The organism is Streptomyces sp. NBC_00386, assembly GCF_036063235.1.
Lineage (GTDB): Bacteria > Actinomycetota > Actinomycetes > Streptomycetales > Streptomycetaceae > Streptomyces.
This window is the reverse complement of record NZ_CP107950.1, coordinates 2,369,422-2,390,270: the sequence shown is the minus strand read 5'-3', so window position 1 is coordinate 2,390,270 and position 20,849 is coordinate 2,369,422. Positions and strand designations below refer to the sequence as shown.

Annotated in this window: 16 protein-coding genes and 1 pseudogene; 8 read left to right on the top strand and 9 right to left on the bottom strand. The window is 72.9% G+C overall.

All coding sequences use genetic code 11. The annotated features are described in order from the left end of the window. Window positions 1-117: 117 nt before the first annotated feature. The 4 genes from OG780_RS10355 to OG780_RS10340 form a co-directional block, all read right to left on the bottom strand. Window positions 118-690, bottom strand: a complete 573-nt coding sequence (locus tag OG780_RS10355; RefSeq protein WP_328446884.1) for a GNAT family N-acetyltransferase — start codon at window positions 688-690, stop codon at window positions 118-120. Between the two features lie 132 nt (window positions 691-822). Beyond that, window positions 823-2,169 (bottom strand): hypothetical protein, encoded by a 1,347-nt coding sequence (locus tag OG780_RS10350; protein WP_328446882.1) that lies wholly within the window; start codon window positions 2,167-2,169, stop codon window positions 823-825. A 160-nt stretch (window positions 2,170-2,329) separates the two neighbouring features. Next, on the bottom strand, window positions 2,330-3,616 hold the full coding sequence (locus OG780_RS10345; protein WP_328446880.1) for a GAF domain-containing protein: 1,287 nt from the start codon (window positions 3,614-3,616) through the stop codon (window positions 2,330-2,332). 259 nt (window positions 3,617-3,875) lie between these two features. Continuing rightward, the gene (locus OG780_RS10340; protein ID WP_328446878.1) at window positions 3,876-5,510 is read right to left on the bottom strand and encodes an acyl-CoA dehydrogenase family protein; all 1,635 of its coding nucleotides are present in this window, start codon (window positions 5,508-5,510) and stop codon (window positions 3,876-3,878) included. Window positions 5,511-5,527: 17 nt separating this feature from the next. Here OG780_RS10340 and OG780_RS10335 point away from each other — a divergent pair, with 17 nt between their 5' ends. Next, window positions 5,528-6,697: a YihY/virulence factor BrkB family protein gene (locus tag OG780_RS10335; protein ID WP_326784882.1), complete on the top strand. Its 1,170-nt coding sequence runs from the start codon at window positions 5,528-5,530 to the stop codon at window positions 6,695-6,697. A gap of 16 nt (window positions 6,698-6,713) precedes the next feature. Here the strand turns inward: OG780_RS10335 and OG780_RS10330 are convergent, their stop codons facing one another. After that, window positions 6,714-7,547 (bottom strand): NmrA family NAD(P)-binding protein, encoded by an 834-nt coding sequence (locus OG780_RS10330; RefSeq protein WP_328446874.1) that lies wholly within the window; start codon window positions 7,545-7,547, stop codon window positions 6,714-6,716. A 143-nt stretch (window positions 7,548-7,690) separates the two neighbouring features. Between OG780_RS10330 and OG780_RS10325 the strand changes: the two genes are divergently transcribed. Further along, the gene (locus OG780_RS10325) at window positions 7,691-8,632 is read left to right on the top strand and encodes an AraC family transcriptional regulator (protein WP_443062310.1); all 942 of its coding nucleotides are present in this window, start codon (window positions 7,691-7,693) and stop codon (window positions 8,630-8,632) included. 229 nt (window positions 8,633-8,861) lie between these two features. Next, complete coding sequence (locus OG780_RS10320) at window positions 8,862-9,563, top strand: helix-turn-helix domain-containing protein (protein ID WP_328458033.1); 702 nt, start codon at window positions 8,862-8,864, stop codon at window positions 9,561-9,563. 9 nt (window positions 9,564-9,572) lie between these two features. Here the strand turns inward: OG780_RS10320 and OG780_RS10315 are convergent, their stop codons facing one another. Then, the gene (locus OG780_RS10315) at window positions 9,573-9,986 is read right to left on the bottom strand and encodes a VOC family protein (RefSeq protein WP_328446870.1); all 414 of its coding nucleotides are present in this window, start codon (window positions 9,984-9,986) and stop codon (window positions 9,573-9,575) included. Between the two features lie 84 nt (window positions 9,987-10,070). Here OG780_RS10315 and OG780_RS10310 point away from each other — a divergent pair, with 84 nt between their 5' ends. Then, on the top strand, window positions 10,071-10,760 hold the full coding sequence (locus OG780_RS10310) for a ThuA domain-containing protein (RefSeq protein WP_328446868.1): 690 nt from the start codon (window positions 10,071-10,073) through the stop codon (window positions 10,758-10,760). Between the two features lie 156 nt (window positions 10,761-10,916). Beyond that, a pseudogene (locus OG780_RS10305) lies at window positions 10,917-12,509 on the top strand (carboxylesterase/lipase family protein); the annotation flags it as partial. A 475-nt stretch (window positions 12,510-12,984) separates the two neighbouring features. Here OG780_RS10305 and mmuM read toward each other — a convergent pair. Both mmuM and OG780_RS10295 read right to left on the bottom strand, forming a co-directional pair. Then, window positions 12,985-13,911, bottom strand: coding sequence for a homocysteine S-methyltransferase (mmuM, locus tag OG780_RS10300; protein WP_328446866.1), 927 nt, complete (start codon window positions 13,909-13,911; stop codon window positions 12,985-12,987). A gap of 189 nt (window positions 13,912-14,100) precedes the next feature. Continuing rightward, a complete protein-coding gene (locus OG780_RS10295; protein WP_328446864.1) occupies window positions 14,101-14,928 on the bottom strand; it encodes an oxidoreductase in 828 nt (275 codons plus the stop codon). 106 nt (window positions 14,929-15,034) lie between these two features. On the opposite strand from OG780_RS10295, the gene OG780_RS10290 reads away from it, so the two are divergent. Both OG780_RS10290 and OG780_RS10285 read left to right on the top strand, forming a co-directional pair. Next, window positions 15,035-15,988 (top strand): LysR family transcriptional regulator, encoded by a 954-nt coding sequence (locus OG780_RS10290; RefSeq protein ID WP_328446862.1) that lies wholly within the window; start codon window positions 15,035-15,037, stop codon window positions 15,986-15,988. A 111-nt stretch (window positions 15,989-16,099) separates the two neighbouring features. Next, window positions 16,100-17,587: an RICIN domain-containing protein gene (locus tag OG780_RS10285; RefSeq protein ID WP_328446860.1), complete on the top strand. Its 1,488-nt coding sequence runs from the start codon at window positions 16,100-16,102 to the stop codon at window positions 17,585-17,587. A gap of 211 nt (window positions 17,588-17,798) precedes the next feature. On the opposite strand, the gene OG780_RS10280 is transcribed toward OG780_RS10285, so the two are convergent. Further along, window positions 17,799-19,475, bottom strand: coding sequence for a rhamnogalacturonan lyase B N-terminal domain-containing protein (locus OG780_RS10280; protein ID WP_328446858.1), 1,677 nt, complete (start codon window positions 19,473-19,475; stop codon window positions 17,799-17,801). Window positions 19,476-19,729: 254 nt separating this feature from the next. Here OG780_RS10280 and OG780_RS10275 point away from each other — a divergent pair, with 254 nt between their 5' ends. Beyond that, a complete protein-coding gene (locus OG780_RS10275; protein WP_328446856.1) occupies window positions 19,730-20,818 on the top strand; it encodes a rhamnogalacturonan acetylesterase in 1,089 nt (362 codons plus the stop codon). Window positions 20,819-20,849 lie beyond the last annotated feature (31 nt).

Sequence of the window (20,849 nt, the reverse complement as noted above, 5' to 3'; positions counted from 1 at the left end):
TTATGTGGACATCCTTGTCCCGAATCTTGAGACGTGGGTGTTGTCGATCACATGACCGGCCCTCCCGCGGTGCCGCGAGGAGGGCCGGGAGTCGTGGTCACCACGGTACAAAGCGGGTCAGACGGTGTGCGCGCCCGGCCAGGGCCCCGGTGTGGCGGCCTCCTCCTCCTGCTCGACCTTGGTGTCGAAGAGCCGGAAGCCGCGACGCTGGTAGTTGTCCATCGCGTGCTCGCCGTCCTTGCTGCACGTGTGCAGCCAGACGCGCTTCGTACCGGCCCGTCCCGGCCAGCGTTCGGCCAGGTCCCAGGCGCGTGCGGTCCCGAACGAGAGGAGGTGGCCCCCGATCCGGCGGCCGCGGAACGCGGGGAGGAGTCCGAAGTAGGCGATCTCCACGACGCCGTCGTCCTGGGCGTCGAGTTCGACGTAGCCCGCGGGGGTCCCCCGGTCGTAGGCGACCCAGGTCTCCGTGCCCGGCCGGTCGAGGACCTCCTGCCACTGCGCGTACGTCCACGCGAGCCGGTCCGTCCAGAGGATGTCCCCGCCGACCGAGGCGTACAGGAAGCGGCTGAACTCGGGCGAGGGGACCTCGGCGCGGACGATCCGCAGGTCCCCGCCGGGCGCGCTCGCGGGGAGCAGGTCGGCCGGGGCCGTCTGCTCCAGGGACCAGGTGGTCACATTGATGCTGCTCATGACCGCCAGGGAATCACGCGACCGGGTGCCTCTCCAAAGCCGTCCACGGACCGGCGTCACGGACCGGCTGCCCGCTATGCGGCGCGGGCGGGCCCGCTGTCCGAGCGGCCCGTCCCCGGGCGGCCGGCTCCGCTATCCGAGCGAGCCGTCGACCGACGACAGCGGCACCGCGTAGAGCACCCTGTGGCCCGCCGTGCCGGTGAGACTCCACAGCTCGCCGGTCTGCTGCCAGTAGGAGAGCGACCCGGTGCCGAGGTCCCAGCAGGCGTGCGACTGGTCGGCGGTGCACGTGGCCGCCTCGGCGCCGTCTTCGCTCTGACGCCACAGGGACCCGTGCCCGGCGCGGCCGTCGGACGGCCGCCCGATGTACCACCTGGCCTCGTGGTCGCCCGCGGACCGGTGCGAGAGGGCGCCGGAGATCCCGGATCCCTTGGTCGTGTAGGCCTCGACCGCGTTCACGTGGCCCTGGGCGTCGGCGAGCAGTCCGGTGCGGTACGCGGCGGTGCTGAACGCGTACCGCCACAGGCGGGTGCGCTCCGGACGGTCGTCCGCGGCCTCCGCGGCGACCAGGCTGTCGGGTGCGGTCGTACGGTCCAGGGAGAGCGAGCCGATACAGGGGACCGCGTGGTCACGGTCGCGGGTGCACGAGCCGCCCTCCAGGTCGTACGAGCCGATGGCGGGGAGCACGTACCGGTAGCCGGCGGCCGAGTAGCCGTGGCCCACCCGGCCCACGGCGCCGCTGTCCACGTCGGTCCGCAGCAGCCGGTGCAGGTCGAAGACGAGCAGGCCCTCGCCGTGGTCCGCGGTGACGATCAGTTTGTCCTGGTACCAGACCATGCCGCCGAGGCCGGCGCGCACCGCCGTGAAGTCCTTGCCGCCGGCCCGTGGGGCGACCAGCAGGACCCAGCGGTAGCGGAGGGCGTCCGGATCCGTCGCGTCGACGACGGCGATCCGGGCCAGTCCCTCGTCCCGGTCCGGCGCGGCCGCCCGGCCGTCGCGGTGGGTCCAGCCGGCGAGGATCACCCGGTGCGTGTCCCACGTGCCGTCGTCGTCGGCGTCACCGGACGTCGTCACGGAACGCGGCTGCCATCCCGAGGTCCGCGCGTCGTCGTCGCCCCAGCAGTAGGCGCGGGTGGCCGTGGGCTCGACGGGGAGCGCGGCCCGCTCGTCCGCCGTGCAGTCGGCGGTGTTCCGCATCGAGCGGTCGGCGTCGCGCAGGACTCCGTCGACGCCCACGTTGCCGCCCATGTTCCCGCTGAGCGTGTCGAGCGCGTCCCGGGAGGCGAGGTTCTCGTGCAGGCTCAGTTGCGAGGAGGCGCCGGTGCGGAGCGGGGTGAGGCCGCCCGGACTGTTGGCGCCGGTGGCCTGCGAGGTGCTGATCAGGGTGGCGGCCGCGGTGAGGGCGAGCGCGGTTCCGGTCAGCGTGGCGCGCAGCGCCTGTCCTCTTCGTCGACGACGGTGTCTGCCGCGCTGCTTCATGCGTCCTCCCGGATAGGCCAACTGCCTCCCCCGCCGAGGGCGTTGACGGAGAGACGGGTGGGGTGGCCTGTGGAGTGGATGCTACGGCAGAGACCCCCCGGCCAGGTCGAAGACCGCGGAAGACGCCCACGAAATACGCCCGCTTCACCCCTTCTCGTCTTCACGAGGGGTCCGGTCCGGCCGTCGCGCGTGCTCCGAGCACCGCGGGCGCGGTCGAGTGCGGCAGCAGGTCCCGGGGGTCGTCCGGCAGCAGGACCTCGACCTCCACCTCCTCGCGGAAGCGGTACGGACGGTGGTCGAGGAGCCCGATGAGCCGGCGGCGTACGCGGGAGAGTTCGGCGCGGACCGTGACCGTGCGGGTGGGGTCGCCGAAGAGGTCGACCGCGAGTTGCGCGGCGCTGCGTCCCTGGCGGTGCACGGCGAGGACGTAGAGCAGTTCGGCGTGGCGCGGGCTCAGGTCCTGGGACCAGCTGCCCGCCGTGCCCGAGACGGTGATGTGCGGGCGCCGGGGTTCGCCGAGGTCGAGGACCACCCGCCCGGCGCTCCCCAGGTCACCGGCGCCGGTGACGCGCAGCAGCCAGCCGCCGGGCATCGGTTCGGCGACACACGTGCCGAGGGAGGGCAGCCAGATGTGGCCCGCGCCGAAGGAGTCGGGCAGCGGGACCCGGTCCACGGGCGGCATTCCGGTGACGGCGGCGAGCCAGCCGTGGGAGTCCACCACGAGCGCCGGACCGTCCAGTCGGCACAGCAGGGGCGCGGCCACCGCGCGCAGCCGCTCGATGGCCGTCAGATGCGCGGTGCGCAGTTCGCTTTCGGCCAGTCTGGACACCGTGTCGACCAGCGCGAGGGTGGCGGGATGAAAGGTGCTGTCCGGGCCGCTCACGTCGATGATCCCGAGCAGCCGTCCGTCGCGCGGGTCGTGGACGGGCGCGGCGGCGCACGTCCAGTCGTGCAGGGTGCGCACGAAGTGCTCGGCGGAGTGCACCTGGACGGGGGCGTCCGCCGACAGGGCGGTTCCGATGGCGTTGGTGCCGGTGGTGTCCTCGCTCCAGGCGGCGCCTTCCTCCAGGCAGATGGTGTCGGCCCGGCGCAGCACGCCCGCGTTCCCCTCGCGCCACAGCACCCGGCCCTCGGGGTCGGTGACCACCATGATCTGGAGGGAGGCGTCGGCGACCGTCCCGAGGCCGCCGTGAAGAGTCGGCATCACGTCGGCGAGCGCGGTGGAGGTCCGCCGGTGTTCGAGTTCGTCGGAATGGAGAAGGGTGCTGTCCGTTCCTTGTTCGGGATTGATGCCGAAACGTTTCGCTCTTTGCCAGGACCGACCGATCACCGGACGCGGGGCGAATGCGCCACGCTCGCCCTTGACCGAAGCGGCCCACGCCTGCCGGCGGTGCTCCGCAGCCTCGGACGGTGCGAACCGGGCTGGGTTGAACGATGTGGTCTTCACAGAGCACTCCCGAAACCAGGACCTCGTACGGGCCGCGTCACCGCCGTCATCCCACATCGTGCCTGCTCTCGGCCGCGTCCGCCGGGTCTTCGCGCAAGGTGCACAAAGGAATGCAACGGTCTGCAACTCTCGCCAACGGTCACAAGGTTCCTTGAAACTGACAGCGATGCCGCCCGTGCGGTGTCCGAGCTCCTGAACGGGGCGAGCGGCGGGGGTGGTGCCGTGTCGGCGCAGCACCACCCCCGCCTCAGCGCTTCCCTCAGGCCACCGGCCGGGCCCGCTCCACCACCGTGGCCAGATCCAGACTGTGCGGCAGCGTGCCGAACCCCGTGCCCCAGTCACCGCCCAGACGCGAGGCGCAGAACGCGTCGGCGACCTCCGGAGGCGCGTACCGGACGAGCAGCGACCCCTGGAGCACCAGCGCGATCCGCTCGACCAGCCGGCGGGCACGGGCCTCGATGCCGTCCAGGTCGGCGAGTTCCGTCAGCAGGTTCTTGATGGCCCCGTCCAGCCGGTGGTCGGCGCCGCGGGCCCGGCCCACCTCCCGCAGATACGCGTCCAGAGCCCCCGGCTCCCGCTGCAGAGCGCGCAGGACGTCCAGCGCCTGCACATTGCCCGCGCCCTCCCAGATGGAGTTGAGCGGCGACTCCCGCAACAGCCGCGGCATTCCGGACTCCTCGACGTACCCGTTGCCGCCCAGGCACTCCAGCGCCTCCACCGCGACCGGCGTACACCGTTTGGTCACCCAGTACTTGGCGGCGGGCACCGCGAGCCGCAGGAACGCCCGCTCCTGCTCGCTCCCGTCGTCGTACGCCGCCGCGAGCCGCATCGCCAGAGTCGTCGCCGCCTCCGACTCCAGCGCCAGATCGGCGAGCACGTTGCGCATCAGCGGCTTGTCGACGAGCCGGCCGCCGAACGCCTCGCGGTAGGTGCAGTGATGGATCGCCTGCGCGACCGCCTGCCGCATCAGCGAGGCCGAGCCGAGCACACAGTCCAGTCGGGTCGCCGCGACCATCCCGATGATGGTGCGGACCCCGCGCCCCTCCTCGCCCACCCGGCGCGCCCACGTTCCGTCGAACTCGACCTCGCTCGACGCGTTGGACCGGTTGCCGAGCTTGTCCTTGAGCCGCTGGATACGGAAGACGTTCCGGGTGCCGTCCGCCAGGACGCGCGGCACCAGGAAGCAGGTCAGCCCGCCCGGAGCCTGCGCCAGCACCAGGAAGCCGTCCGACATCGGCGCCGAGCAGAACCACTTGTGCCCGGTCAGCGCGTACGTCCCGTCCTCGGCGAGCGGCCGTGCCTCGGTCGTGTTGGCGCGCACGTCGCTGCCGCCCTGCTTCTCGGTCATGCCCATACCGAAGAGCACGCCGGCCTTCCGAGCGGCGGGCCGCAGCTCCTGGTCGTAGACGGTGGCCGTCAGCCGCGGCTCCCACTCGGCGGCGAGCGCCGGGTCGGTGCGCAGCGCGGGCACCGCCGCGTGGGTCATCGACAGCGGACAGCCGTTGCCCGCCTCGGCCTGCGTCCAGACCACGAAGCCCGCCGCGCGCCTGACGTGTCCGCCGGGGCGGGTCCAGGCCGACGTCAGCCCCGCCGACACGCCCTTGCCGAGGAGGCGGTGCCAGGACGGGTGGAAGTCGACCTCGTCGATCCGGTTGCCGTAGCGGTCGTGCGTGCGCAGCTTCGGCGGATTCTCGTTGGCCAGCGCACCCCACTCCTGGACCTGGGCGGAACCCGTCGTCCTGCCGAGTGCCGACAGTTCCTCGCGCGCCCCCTCGAGGAGCTCCGGATCGAGGTGCCGGACGACCGCCTCGCCGAGGGCCCGGTCGGCGGCGAATACGTCATATCCCACCAGGGGCGGAGCCTGGTTGGTCACGGTGTGGGTGCTGGCTGGCATACCGCTACCGTAAGGACGTGCACCAGGCAAAAGAAACCTCCGAACGGCCCCGCCTCGGCCGATTCCACCGCGCTCGCGCGCTCTACAGGAACGTCTCCAAGCGCAGGACCGCCTGGCTGCTGATCAAGGACACCGTCAACTCGTGCATGGAGTACCGGATCCTGGGGCTGGCGGCCGAGGCCGCCTTCTTCACGCTCCTGTCCGTGCCGCCGCTGCTGCTGAGCATGATCGGGCTGCTCGGATACGTGGACGCCTGGACCGGCGCCGACACCATCGCCAGCCTGGAGTCCAACATCCTGGACGCGTCCCGCACGGTGCTGACGCAGAAGGGCGTGCACCAGATCGCGGAGCCGATCCTGCACGACGTGATGAAGGGCGGCCGGCCCGACATCATCTCCCTCGGCTTCCTGTTCGCCCTGTGGTCGGGCTCGCGCGCGGTCAACGTCTTCGTCGACACCATCACCGTGATGTACGGGCTCGACGGCACCCGGGGCATCGTGAAGACCCGGGTGATGTCCTTCCTGCTGTTCATCGTGGCCCTGCTGATCGGCTCCGTCCTGCTCCCGCTGATGGTGGCGGGCCCGGACGCCGTGGTGAACGTCGTGCCGTGGTCGACGACCGTCGTCCAGGTCCTGTACTGGCCGGTCGTCATCGTCCTGTCGGTCGCCTTCCTGACGACCCTCTACCACGTGTCCGTCCCCGTCCGGTCCCCGTGGGTCGAGGACGTGCCGGGCGCCCTGGTCGCCCTCGCCATGTGGGTCCTCGGCAGCTTCCTGCTGCGCATCTACCTGACCAACACCATCGAGGGCCCCACCATCTACGGCTCCCTCGCCGCCCCGGTGGCCGTCCTGCTGTGGATCGGCGTCGCCGCCTTCGCCGTCCTGGTCGGCGCGGCCGTCAACGCCGCCATCGACCGGGTCTGGCCGGCCGCCGCCACCGCCGCGGCCCGCGCCGCCAACGAACGGCTGCGCGAGGCCCAGGCCGCCGAGTACGTGGCCCGCGCCGCCGCACACCGGTCCTACGACGCCGACCCCGACGATCCCGACATGCCCTCCGAGTTCCCGGAACGCTGGTCGCGCTTCCTGCCCCCGGAGGACGTGACGTCCCGCCTGCGCACCCACGCCAAGAACACCCACCACACCCACCGCGCCCCGAAGAACGGCACGGAGCACCCTCCGGGCGAGTGAGTCCGGGCAGGGACCGTCAGGCCTTCCACACTCCGGCCGCCGCTGCCTCCCGCGCGAAGTCGGTGAAGTCCCGCGGCGCACGGCCGAGGATCTCCCCGACGCCGTCCGAGAGGTGGGAGTTGCGGCCGTCGAGGAGGCTCTCGAAGAGCTCGACGAGGAACCCGGCCTCCTCGGCCGGCACTCCGAAACCGGCCAGCGTGTCGCCGTACCGCCGCGCCGTCACGGGTGTGTACGTCAGCTCCTCGCCCGTGGCCCGCGAGATCTCCGCGACCGCCTCCCGGAAGGTCAGCAGCCGGGGCCCCGTGATCTCGAGCTCCCGGCCGGTGTACCGGTCGCCCCCGGTCAGCGCGGCCACCACGACGTCGGCGATGTCCCGGACGTCGATGAACGGCTCCCGCACCTCGCCCGCGGGGAAGACCAGCTCCCCATGGCACAGCCCCTCGACCAGCGGGCCCTCGCTGAAGTTCTGCGAGAACCACGACGCTCGTACGATCGTCCAGTCCGCGCCGGACGTCACCAGCGCCTCCTCGGTCGGCCGGGCCCGGTCCTCGCCCCGCGACGACAGAAGCACCAGCCGCCGCACGCCGAGCCCCACCGCCTCCCGGGCCAGGGCCCCGACCGCTTTCGTGGCCGCCGGCGAGCCGACGTCCGTGGGGTGCGCCAGGTAGGCCGCGTCGGCGCCGCTCAGCGCCCCGGCCCACGTCGAGGCGTCCTCCCAGTCGAAGCCCGTGGCGCGCGAGGCGGCCCGGACCGTCAGTCCCGCCGCCCGCGCGGCCCGCGCGACCCGGCTCCCGGTCCGCCCCGTGGCGCCTGTCACCAGCACTGTCATGTCCCGCGTGTTCTCTGTCATGCGGCCCAGTCAACTGCCGTCCCCGGCAGGGAACCATCGGCGAACAGCTCATTCCCATAAGCGGTCGTCCACGGTCCCCCACGGCTGCCCGGGCCGCCGTCTACGCTGGCGGCATGGACGCTCCGCCGCGCTCGGACCCGCTCATGCGGGGGGACCCCCTCGCGAGCCTGCTGGAGGGTCCGCGCGCGCGGGGCGCCTTCATGATCCGAGCGTGCTTCGACCCGCCGTGGTGCGTACGCGTCGAGGACCGCGCCCCCCTGACGATCATGCTGGTGGTCCGCGGTGACGCCCGGGTCGTACCGGACCGGGGCGAGGGGCTGCGGCTGCGGGCCGGTGACCTCGCCATCGCGCGCGGCCCCGACCCGTACGTCTGCGCCGACGACCCGGGCACCCCGCCCCAGGCCGTGATCCTGCCGGGCGGCGAGTGCGCCTACCCGGACGGACGCTCGCTGAAAGGCCACTGGGACCTCGGCGTCCGCAGCTGGGGCGACCGGCTCGACGGCTCCACGGTGCTGCTGATCGGGACGTACATGATGCGGGGCGAGGTCAACGGCCGGCTGCTCGACGCCCTGCCGCCGCTGCTCGCGCTCCCCTCCGACGTGTGGGAATGCCCGCTGACCCCGATCCTCGCCGCGGAGATGACGCGCGACGAGCCCGGCCAGGAGGTCGTCCTGGACCGGCTCCTCGACCTGCTGATGATCACCGCCCTGCGGGCCTGGTTCTCCCGCCCCGAGGCCGCGGCACCCGCCTGGTACCAGGCCCTCGCGGACCCGGTCGTGGGCCGCGCGCTCCGGCTCCTCCAGGGCGACCCGGCCCGCCCCTGGACGGTCGGGGGGCTCGCCGCCGAGACCGGCGTCTCCCGTGCCGCGCTGGCCAGACGTTTCGGTGAACTCGTCGGGGAACCCCCGATGACGTACCTGACCGGCTGGCGTCTCGCCGCCGCCGCCGACAGGCTCCGCGAGAGCGACGACACCCTGGAGACGATCGCCCGCCACGTCGGCTACGGCAGCGCCTTCGCGCTCTCCAGCGCCTTCAAGCGGGTCTACGGCGTCAGCCCGCAGGAGCACCGGGCCCGCCCGGCGTAGCCTGGCGGGCATGTACGCGGAACGGGCGTCCCGGCTGCCTGGCGCGGTGCTCTGGAGCCGTGTCCTGAACGGTCCCGCGCCTGACGGCGGGGCCGAGGCGGCGCCCGCGCGCCTGACGCCGGGCACGGAGGCGGGGGCCGCCCACCTCGGCGAGCCGGCGTTCGCGCGGGGTGCGGAGGCGGGGCGCGCGGGCCTGGCGGAGCGTGCGTCCGCGCCCGGTGCGGAGGCGATGGCCGCGTTCGTCCGCGGGATCGAGGGCGAGGGCCCGGCCCGGGACGATCCTGCGGCCGCCCGGCACGCTTCCGTCACCGCCCGGGACGCCGTGCTCCCCGACGGCTGCATGGACCTGCTGTGGACCCGGGGGCGGTTGCTCGTCGCCGGTCCCGACACACGGCCCCACATCCCGGACGGCGTGCCCGGCGGCTGGGCGGGCGTCCGCTTCTACCCCGGCACGGCACCCGCCTACCTGGGCGTGCCCGCCGACGAACTCCGGGACCGGCGCGTGGAGCTGACCGAGCTGTGGCCCGCCGCCGAGGTGCGCCGCCTCACCGCGCGGATCGACGCGGCCGCCGACCCCGTGGCCGCGCTCGAAGAGCTCGCGCTGCGCCGGGCGGCCGGGGCCGAGCCCCCCGATCCGCTGCTCAGGGAAGTGGTGGCAGCCCTGGACGCGGGACGCCCGGTCGCCGAGACGGCGGACCGACTGGGCCTGGGGGCGCGGCGGTTGCACCGCCGCTCGCTCGCCGCCTTCGGGTACGGACCCAAGACCCTGGCCCGGGTCCTGCGACTTCAGCGGGCTCTCGCCCTCGCCCGTGACGGCGTGCCCTTCGCGGAGACCGCGCTGCGCGCCGGGTTCGCCGACCAGGCTCATCTGGCGCGAGACGTAAGGGAGTTGGCGGGAGCGCCGCTCGGTGAGCTGGTCGGTCAGCGGTGACAGGCCCCGCTACTGCGCGGGCGCCGGCTCTCCCGGCAGCGGGGCGAACAGGTCGACGCCGTTGCCGTCCGGGTCGTGCACGACGGCGTACCGCATGCCCCAGAAGGCGTCCCACGGCTTGAGTTCGCCGTGGTGGCCCGCGCCGACAAGGCCCTCGTACACGGAGTCGACCTCGGCGGGGTCCTCGCAGCGGAAGGCGAGCGACACCCTGCCGCCGCCGCTCGGAGGCCGCCACCCGGCGTGGAACGACCTGATGGTGTCCTCCGTGTCCAGCGCGAGGCGCAGCCCGCCGGGCAGCTCGGCCTCGACGTGCGGCTCGTTCTCCGCGCCTGCGGGGAACACGAGCCCGAGACGGCTGTAGAAGGCGAGGGAGGCGGCCATGTCGGAGACGGCCAGCCCGATCACATCGAATCGTGGAGTCATACGGCCACCGTAGGAGGGTCCCCGGCGGCCGGTCTTGAACGAAACGGACAGCGCCCGGCGAACGCGCGCCCTTAGGCTCCGGGCATGGTCTTCCGCGTTCTCGTCTACACCCGTACGACCGGCTACCGGCACGACTCGATCCCGGCCGCGGTGGGCGCCGTGCGCGCCCTCGGCCGCGCGCACGGCTTCGAGGCCGACGCCACCGAGGACCCCGAGGTCTTCGAGGCCCCCCTCGACCCGTACGCGGCCGTCGTCTTCCTGTCGACGAGCGGCGAGGTGCTGACGCCGCGGGGCCGTGACCGGCTGGCGGCCCACGTCGAGGGCGGTGGCGGCTTCGTCGGGGTGCACGCCGCCGCCTGCACCGAGTACGACTGGCCCCACTACGGAGAACTGCTCGGCGCCCGCTTCGAGAGGCACCCGGACCTCCAGCCGGGCAGGGTCGTCGTCGAGGACCACGGACATCCCGCGACCCGGCTCCTGCCACCGGTCTGGGATGTCACGGACGAATGGTACGACTTCCGGACCAATCCGCGCGAAGCGGACGGCGTGCGCGTGCTCGCCTCCGCCGACGAAGCGTCCTACGAGGGCGGGGGAATGGGCGGAGACCACCCGCTGGTGTGGTGCCGGGAACAGGGCGCGGGCCGGGTGTTCTACACCGCGCTCGGCCACGCCGCGGAGGCGTACCAGGATCCGGACTTCCTCGGACACCTGCTCGGCGGCATCCTCTGGGCGGCACGGCAGCCCGCCACGGCCGCTTCGGACCCCGGCGCCTGACCCGGCGCCGGACCCCGGCGCGGGGCCGCTCGCGGCCGGCGGACCGGCCCGTGCCGTACCGCGGTACGGCACGGACAGGTGGCCTCCGCAGGAATACCGGGACGCGATGTGGTGCTCTGATCTCTACAGCGCGCGACGGTGAGGAGCTGGTCCCGGATGGCGGCGGACTCGGTGGACTCGGTTGATCCGGTGGCGGAGACGAGGGGCCCGGTGGTTTCCACCCCTTACGGAGCGGTGCGCGGCCGGTACGAGAACGGGATCGCGGTCTTCCGGGGCATCCCCTACGCGGCCCCGCCCTTCGGCGCCCGCCGCTTTCGCCCGCCCGAGCCGCCCGAGCCCTGGGACGGGGTCCGGGACGCGGGCGCCTTCGGACCGACGCCGCCGAAGCCGCCGTACTCCGAAGCGTTCGCCCGGCTCCTCGCCGACCCCGTCGTCCCCGGCGACGACTGCCTCAATCTCAACGTGTGGACTCCGGCGCCGGACCCCGCCGCCCGCCTCCCCGTGATGGTGTGGATCCACGGCGGCGCGCTGACCCGCGGTTCCTCGGCCATACCGGTGTACGACGGGCACGCCTTCGCCCGCGACGGTGTGGTCCTCGTGTCCGTCAACTACCGCCTGGGCGTGGAGGGCTTCGGCCTCTTCCCGGACGCGCCCGCGAACCCCGGCCTGCGTGACCAGCTCGCCGCGCTGGAATGGGTGCGGGAGTCCGTCGCCCGGTTCGGCGGAGACCCCGGCCGGGTGACCGTCTTCGGCGAGTCCGCCGGGGCCATCAGCATCGGCGCGCTGCTCGCGAGCCCACGCGCCCGGGGCCTGTTCCACCGGGCGGTCCTCCAGAGCGGGCCGCCCGAGGCGAGCGACCGCGACAAGGTACGCCGCATGGTGCGCAGGATGGCCACGCGGCTGAAGATCCCCGCGACGGCGGAGGCGTTCGCCGCCGCCGACCGCGACCTGCTCCTGCGCACCCAGGCCGACGTGGGCAGGCTCAGCAGCCCGGTGCTCGGCGGACCCGCCTTCGGCATCGTCGTGGACGGCGACCTCGTGCCCCGGGACCCGCTTCAGGCCCTTGTCGAGGGCGCTGCTGCGGACGTCGGCCTCCTGCTCGGCTGGACCCGTGAGGAGTACCGGCTGTGGCTCGTGCCCGGCGGGCTCCTGGAACGCGTCGACCGGCTCGGCCCGGTCGCCCTGGCCGGTGCGATGGCCCGCTGCCACTGCGGCCACGAGGTGCCCCGCGGCTACCGCGCCCTCCGCCCCGAGGCGGGCACCGCCGATCTCGTCGGCCAGATGATCACCGACCATCTCCTGCGGGTACCGCTGCACCGTCTCGCCGACGCGCGGAGCGGCACGCCGACCGCGTCCCTCGACGCGGACGTCCCCGGCGGCCGGGCCCCGGCGCACGTCTACGAGTTCGCCTGGCCGTCCAACGTGCCCGGCCTCGGTGCCTGTCACGCCCTGGAACTGGGCTTCGTCTTCGACACCGCGGGTGTACCGGAGGCGGCGAAACTCGCGGGCGAGGGCGCTCCGCAGGAGCTGGCGGACGCCATGCACGGCGCGTGGGTGCGGTTCGCGGCCGACGGCGACCCCGGGTGGGCCGCCTGGGACCCCTCGCACCCGGTCCGGGTCTTCGGCGCCGGTGCCCCGCACACCGTGCACGGCCCGCACGACCGCGAACTCGCCCTGTGGGAGGCCGAGTCGGCCAGAGCCGCGGCCGGGCCCGCGACCGGTCCCACCCGCAGGCAGACCGGCAGAGCCACGGTCGGGGCCGCCGGCACGTCCCCACTCGGAACCGCCGGACAGCCCGTCGCAGGCGCGGACCCCGGTCCCGCCGCCCGTACCGTCGCCGGGACTGCCGACGGGCTCCCGGGCAGTCCCGTCGCCGGGACTGCCGACGGGCTCCCGGGCAGTCCCGTCGCCGGGACTGCCGACAGGCCCTCGGGCAGTCCCGCGGCCAGGACTGCCGACAAGACCGCTGGCAAGACCGCGGACAGCCCGCCCGGGGCGGTGGACGGAGCGTCCGCGTCGGCTTCTCCCGGCATCGACGAGCCCGTGCGCATCACGACACCGCTGGCGGCCGTACGACGCTTCCGCCGCTCGGGCGGCCCGGGACGGCGCTGACCCCGCCCCGGCCCCGGCCGGTACGCCGGGGTGGCTCCGAGCCGGGGTGCGGCCCGGGCCCGCGGCCCGAAGCCGCTCCGGGCCGGGGGCGGGGCCTGAGCGGCGCGCGGGCTCAGGCGGCTCGCAGCGCCGACGCGATCCCCGTGATCGCCTCCGGGCCCACCCGGCAGCAGCCGCCGATCAGCCGGGCCCCGGCCCGCTCCCACCCGCCGACCTGGGCGGCCGTGAACGTGGAGCTCCCGGTCCAGGCGCGGGCCGCCGCGTCCCAGGTCTCGCCGCTGTTCGGGTAGACCACGACCGGCTTTCCGGTCACGCGCGCGGCCGTGGCGACGGCCGCGTCGACGTCGGCGGGAGCACAGCAGTTGACCCCGACCGCGATGACCTCGTCCGCCTCGGCGGCCAGGGCGAAGGCCTCCTCCAGCGGCTGTCCGGCCCGTGTACGGTCACCGGCCACGCTGTACGACAGCCACGCCGGTACGCCGAGCCCGCGCACCGCCCGGAGCAGTGCCCGCGCCTCGTCCGTGTCCGGGACCGTCTCCAGCGCCAGCACGTCGGGCGCGGCGGCGGCCAGCACCTCCAGGCGCGGCAGGTGGAACCGCTCCAGTTCCGCGACGCTCAGCCCGTACCGCCCCCGGTACTCCGAACCGTCCGCGAGCATCGCCCCGTACGGACCGACCGACGCGGCGACCCACAGGGGCCGCGCGACGCCCTTCGCGTGCGCGCGCCGAGCGGCCTCGCGCGCCGACCCGACGCTCAGGCCGAGCAGTTCGGCACCCCGCTCGCGCGGGACGCCACGCCGGGCGAAGCCCTCGAACGTCGCCTGGTAACTGGAGGTGATCGCCACGTCCGCGCCCGCCTCGTAGTAGGCGAGATGCGCCTCGACGATCGCCTCGGGCCGGTCCGCGAGCAGTCGCGCCGACCACAGGGAGTCGCCGAGATCGTGCCCGGCCGCTTCGAGCTGGTTGGACATGCCTCCGTCGAGCACGACCGTGCCCGAGGAGAGCGCGCCGGCGAAGGCGGGGGTGGAGTCGCTGTTCATGTCACGACGCTAGTCGATACGACGGGAAAGCCGGTCTCCGCGACCGTGCCCCCGCCACGATCACCGGCCCGGACCGAGGACCTGATCAGCGACGGTCCACCGTCGTCCGGCGGCCGGGGTCGGACCGCCGGCCCCTGGTGACCGGACCCCGGCCGCCGCCCGGTCACCAGGGCCCCGACCGCCGGTGTCTCACGCTTCGAAGGCCGTGTCCCGCGCGAGCTTCTCCCAGGCGGTGATCTCCGCGCGCTGCGCGTCCAGGTGACCGAGGACGGCGTCCACCCCGTCTCCGCCGAGCGGCAGCCGCAGCGGAGTGCGGTCGTCGGCGAGGGCGGCCAGGACCGCGGCCACACCCTTCGCCGGGTCGCCGGGCTGGTCCCCGTCACCGGCGGCCACGGCCTGCCGGGTCGGGCCCACCGTGTCCGCGTAGTCGGCGATCTCCTCGCTGGCCCCGGCCGCGCCCATCAGGTTCGTACGGAACGCGCCGGGCTCCACGATCAGCACCTTGATGCCGAGCGGCGCCACCTCGGCCGCCAGCGCGTCGGAGAAGCCTTCCAGACCGAACTTCGTGGCGCAGTACGCCGCGAACCCGGGGTACGTCATCTGCCCGCCCATGCTGCTCATCTGGACGATCGCCCCCGAGCGCCGTTCCCGCATGTGCGGCAGCACGGCCCGTACCAGCGCGGCGGGCCCGAAGAAGTGCAGTTCGAAGAGGGACCGCAGCTCCGCGTCCGTGGTCTCCTCCGCGGCGCCCACATGAGTGCGGCCCGCGTTGTTGACCAGCACGTCGATCCGCCCGTGCCGTTCGACGACATCGGCCACGACGGAGTCGATGCCCGCCGGGTCCGTCACGTCGAGGGCGAGCGCCTCGACCTGATCGGGGTGAGCCGCCACCAGACCGGCCAGCGCCTCGGGCCTGCGGGCCGTGGCCACCACGACATCGCCCCGGCCGACGGCCGCCTCGGTGAACGCCCGGCCGAAACCGCTGCTCGCGCCCGTGATCAGCCATACCTTGCTCATGTCCGACTCCCTGGTCGTCTTTTCGTCCGCTGTCCTGCTTCCGATGAGTCGAGCCTGGCCCCGCGCCCGCTCGCCCGTCCAAGACCCTTCGTGATAACTCATGGTTATGGCCATGGACGTTCACGGGCGGGACCTGCGCTATTTCGTCGCCGTCGCGGAGGAGCTGCACTTCACGCGCGCCGCCGAGCGCCTCTTCGTCTCCCAGCCGGCCCTCAGCAAGCAGATCCGTGCGCTGGAACGGCAATTGGGTGCCGAGCTGTTCGAACGGGACCACCAGGGAGTGCGGTTGACCGCCGTGGGCGCAGCCCTGCTGCCTCATGCGCGCCGGGTCCTCGCCGAGTGGGCCGGCGCGGCCGACGCCTTGGAACGCGCCAAGGCCGAGCAACGGGCGACCCTGGTCGTCGGCATGAGCACCAGCCCGGGGCGGGGCGGCCTGCTGCCGGCCATCAGATCCCGGTTCGGCGAGGCGTGTCCGGACGCCAGGATCGAACTGCGGCAGGTGAGCTGGGCGGACTCCAGCGCCGGGCTCGCGGACGGTTCGGTGGACGTGGCGTTCGTGTGGCTGCCGATGCCGGACGAGGAACGCTTCGCGTGGGTGGTGGTGGCAGAGGAACCCCGTCATGTCGCGCTGCCGGACACGCATCGCCTCGCGGACCGCGAGGAGATCGACTTCGCGGACCTTCTCGAGGAACCGTTCATCGCCATCCCCGAGTCCGCCGGAGTGCTGCGCGCGTACTGGCTCGCGCTCGACGACCGCCTCGGGCACCCGGCGAGGATCGGCGCCGAGGCCGCGAACGCCGACGAGACGTACGAGGCCCTGGTGGACGGCCGGGGCGTCTGCCTGCTCGCCGCGGGGAACGCGCCGCTGCTCACCCGGGGCGGTGTCGTGACCCGCCCGGTACACGGCATCGCGCCGAGCAGACTGGCGCTCGCCTGGCGCGCGGACGACCGGCGCCCACTGGTCCAGGCGTACGCCAGAGCGTGCCGTCTCGCGTCGGGCCGCCGGTCCGGCGGCCTGCCCCGGAGCCCCACCCGGCCTGCCCAGGAGCCCCAGTTCTGAGGACCGGCCCCGTCCGTCCCGTTGACCTCTTCGTAGTACGCGCTTACTTTCTCCGACGGCAATGTTCGTAATCGCAGATGATGTTCGGCATACCGGACGGACGGTCACCGCATGAGCCGTATGAGCCGCACCATCCCCGCCCCGCGCTCCACACCCGCCCCACGCGCAACCCGCGCCGATCGGCACCCGCCGAGACGCCTGTACGCCCTCCTCGTCGCCCTCTGTCTCGCCCTCGCCGGGGGACTTCTCGCCGCCGCCCCCGCCCTGGCGGCTGTCCAGACCATCACCAACGGCACGCAGTTCACGGACACTTCGGGTGCCCCGGTGCACGCGCACGGCGGCGGGGTCCTCAAAGTGGGCGGCTACTACTACTGGTTCGGCGAGAACCGCAACGCCGACAACACCTTCCGGTACGTCGACGCCTACCGCTCCACCGACCTGAAGAACTGGGAGTTCCGCAACCACGTCCTGACACAGTCGAGTGCCGCCGAGCTGGGCACGGCCTACATCGAGCGGCCCAAGGTCATGTACAACGCGTCCAACGGCACGTTCGTCATGTGGATGCACAAGGAGAACGGCGTCGACTACAGCGAGGCGCGTGCCGCCGTCGCCGTCTCGGACACCGTGGACGGCGCCTATGCCTATCGGGGCAGCTTCCAGCCGCTCGGCCAGTACATGTCCCGTGACATCACGACCTTCGTCGACACCGACGGAACCGGCTACATGGTCTCCGCCGCCCGCGAGAACTACGACCTCCAGATCTACCGGCTCACCGCCGACTACACCGGCGTCGCGGCCCTGGTCGCCGACCCCTGGCACGGCGGACACCGTGAGGCACCCGCGCTGTTCAAGCGGGGCGGCGTCTACTTCATGCTGACCTCGGCCGCCACCGGCTGGAGTCCCAACCAGCAGCAGTACGCCACCGCCACCTCGCTCGCCGGCCCCTGGAGCGCGATGACGAACGTCGGTGACTCCACGGCGTACGGCTCGCAGACCGCGTACGTCCTTCCCGTCCAGGGGACTTCGGGCACCTCCTACCTCTACATGGGCGACCGCTGGGGCAACGCGTTCGGCGGCACGGTCGACGACTCCCGGTACGTCTGGCTGCCGCTCGCCTTCCCGACGTCCACCACGATGTCCCTGTCCTGGTCGCCGGAGATCGGTGTCGACGCGGCCGCCGGGACCATCAGCGCGACGAGCGCCACCTACGAGACCCTGACGGCCCGTCACTCCGGCAAGTGCGCGGACGTCCCGAACCAGTCGCTGTGGCAGGGGATCGCGCTCGCCCAGTACACCTGCAACGGCGGAGGCAACCAGAAGTTCTGGTTCAAGTCCCTCGGCAGCGGCTACTACGAGCTGATGGGCCGGGGCAGTTCCCTGTGCCTGACCGAGAACGGCACCGGCGTCAGCCAGGAGGACTGCTCCGGCACCACCGCCCAGCAGTGGTCGGTGACGGCATCGGGCGGCTACGTGCTCCTCAAGGCCAGGGCGTCCGGCGAGTGCCTGGACGTGTCCGGTGCCTCCACCGCCAACTCCGCCCCGCTCATCACGTACACCTGCAACGGAGGCACCAACCAGCAGTGGACGCGCGGGACTTGAGCACACGGTCGCGTGACGGTCAGGCTCCGGCCCCCGGCTGGTCCCTCAGGGGTACTTCGGCCGGTGCCTTCCGGGGGTCGGATTCCTGCTCCTGTGCGTGGGCCGCGCTGCGCCGGTCCAGCGGCACGGACGTCTCGTTGCCGGTTCCGAACCCGACCCGGTGTGTAGGGTGCCGTCCCGCGCCTCCGGGAAGGGGCCTGCGTTCCCGGCGTCAGGCCAGCAGATCCAGTGCGTCGATCGACGTCCCGGCGCTGAGATACGACGTCGTCCCCGATCCGCTCACCACGTCGATCTTCAGCACGTTGTACTGGCTGGTGTCGCCGAGCCAGGCGCCGGCGGGCACGCTGTACGTGAACGTGGTGTTGTTGCCGCGGTACGAACCGACCGTCAGCGAACGGGTGCTCGGCTGGGCGGGCGGCGAAGGGATCGACGACACCCAGCTGTTGACCGTGACCTGTGGCCGGCCGTTCGCGTAGGCGGTGGTCACACCGATCCGCAGGGTGTGCGCCGCGGCGGCCTGAGCTGCCGTCAGTCTGAAGTAGACGAGCAGGCCGCTGTTGACGTCCTTCCAGATGTACGCCGGGAAGGACGCGGTCTCGCTGCCGCTGCCGATGACCACGTTGCCGGTCCACGCGGCGGCCCGGACGTCGGAGGGATGCGCGTACGTCATCAGCTCGGCGTTCTTGAACCCGGCGGGCGTGCCGTCCCACGTGCCGATCCGCCAGATCGCCGTCGCGTTGGCCGGGTCGTTCGAGGAGGCGATGGCGATGGTGTTCAGGGTGGTCGTGCCACCGGCCGTGACCGTCACCGAGGTGGTGTGGACGGCGAGTTCGCCCTTGAGGACCGTGAGGGTGTACGTCCCCGGCAGGACGCCCCCGATCGAGAAGTAACCGTCCGAGGACCGCGCCGAACCCCAGTACTGGGCGGCCGAGTTGGCGAGCCCGACGGTGTACGCGTACGCGGTGTCGCGGCCCGAGATGCCGACGCCCGCGACCTTGCCCCGGCCGCTCGCCGCGACGTACCCGGAGATGCCGAGCGAGTCCGCCCACGCGGTGGTCAGCGTGCCCGGGTACAGCGACGTGGAGGGGGTGCCGCCGTCCGTGAAGGCGATGACGTACGGGCCCTGGAGGCCGAAGCGTTCGGCCTCGGTCTGGTTCTCGCCGTAGTACAGGATCTCGTACAGGCCGCCGCCGTCCGTGCTCTGGTGGCGCAGCAGGGAACGGTAGAACGGGCCGCCCGAGGCCTTCTCGTGGTTGGAGCGGACGACGTACAGGCCGACGCTTCCGGTGGTCCAGCCGATAGCGGAGTAGTCGATGACACGGCGCTTCGCGTAGTGCTTCGAGCGGGTCTGCCCGTCCGACTTCACGAACACGTCCGCGGACTCGATGACGGTCGGCGCGTAAGTGTAGGAATCGGGCTCGTCGTTGAGGAACAGACCGGCCTTGACCCGCACGATGTAGCGCGTCGCGCTGACGGAGGTGTCGGCCTTGTTCGTCCACAGATAGATGTTGTTCTCACCGCTGCGGGCCGCGTAGTAGTGCTTGAGCGTGCCGTAGACGACGGAGATCAGGATCGTCGTACCGGACTGCTTGATCGTCACGGTGGAGCTGCCGAGGCCGGACTCGACGTGCGAGTTCTTGCCGCCGTAGCCCTGGTACTCGGTGCCCCGGTAGACCAGCGAGGTCAGGTCTCCGTTCGCCTTGCTCACCTTGAAGACGAGGTTCGCGCCGGTGTCGACGACGTAGTTCGAGCCGTCGTCGCTCCAGCCGAAGGACGCGGCGGACGCGGCGGTGGCGAGCGGCCCGGAGAGGGCCGCGGTGCCGGCGGCGGCAGCGCCGCCGAGTACGAAGGCGCGGCGGCGGACCGGCCTGTTCAGGGATCCGGACATGGGAGTGCCTCCTTCGGGAGCGGGGAGGTGCGGGTGTTTCGCAGGGTGACAGTTGAAGCGTCATCGCGAAAGGGCTTTCGTCGAGGGGAAGTTGGCAGTCGTATGAAATTCGGCCGCGCACTAGAAAGCGCTTGCCCATGAGCGGTACCGTCCTGCCGCACCGTCCTGTCGCTTTCTTGCTTTCTCGCCTTGGCGTTCCGCGTTCCGCTGTCCCGCTGTCCCGCTGTCCCGTTGTCCTGCCGGAGGAGCCGCCCATGAGACGCCTCACCATCGCCGTGCCGCTGTTGGCGGTGGCCGCCGCCGGTGCCCTGTCGGCCGGCCCGGCCCGGGCCCAGGCGGGGCGTCCAGGCCCGGGCACGGAGAACTGCACGGCGACCGCCTGCCACTTCGACGTCCCGCCCGGCACGTACGACGTCAGCGTGCTGCTCGGCGGACCCGCCGCGGCCAGTACGTCCATCAGCGGCGAGACCCGCCGCTCCCTGCTCCCCGAGACCGCCACCGAGGCGGGCCGGCCGGTGGCGCGCGCCTTCACCGTCGACGTCCGCACCCCCGAGGGCGAGCCGACCGGTCCCGCGGGCACCCCCGGCCTGGACCTGGTCATCGGCGGTCCGGCGCCCGCGCTCGCCGGCATCCGGGTGACCCCTGCCCTCCCCGGGGGACACGGTCCAGACCGGCGGGAGGACGGCCGCACGCGCACCCGGCAGATCTTCCTGGTCGGCGACTCGACCGTCTGCGACCAGCCCGGCGACCCGTACTCCGGCTGGGGCCAGCAACTGCCGCAGTACTTCAGGAAGGGCCTCTCGGTCGCCAACTACGCCGATTCCGGGGAGAGTACGGTCACCTACCTCGCCGACCCGGCGCTCTTCCCGACGGTCCGGACGCTGATCCGCGAACGCGACCTGGTGCTCATCCAGCTCGCCCACAACGACAAGACGACCGACGAGGCGACCTACCGCGCGAACCTCGAGACGCTGGTCGCGGGGGTCCGCGCGCGGGGCGGCGTCCCCGTCCTCGTCACTCCGATCGTCCGCCGCTGGTTCAACGCGGACGGCACCCTGGACAACGGCACCGCGCTGCTGGTGAACGGCCTGGGCGTGGACCACCCGGCCGTCGTGCGCTCGGTCGCCGCCGCCGAGAACGTGCCGCTCATCGACCTCACGGCGAAGACCAAGGCCCTCGTCGAGTCGCTGGGCGTCGAGGGCTCCAAGGCGGTCTACCTCTACAACGAGAAGCGGGACAACACCCACACCTCGGTGCACGGCGCCACGGTGTACGCGGCCCTGGTCCGCGACGAACTCCTCGCCCTGCGTCTGGTGCCGAGGGCCCTGGTGAGGGTGGGATGAGCCCCTGGGGCGTCCCGACCGGAACCGGGGC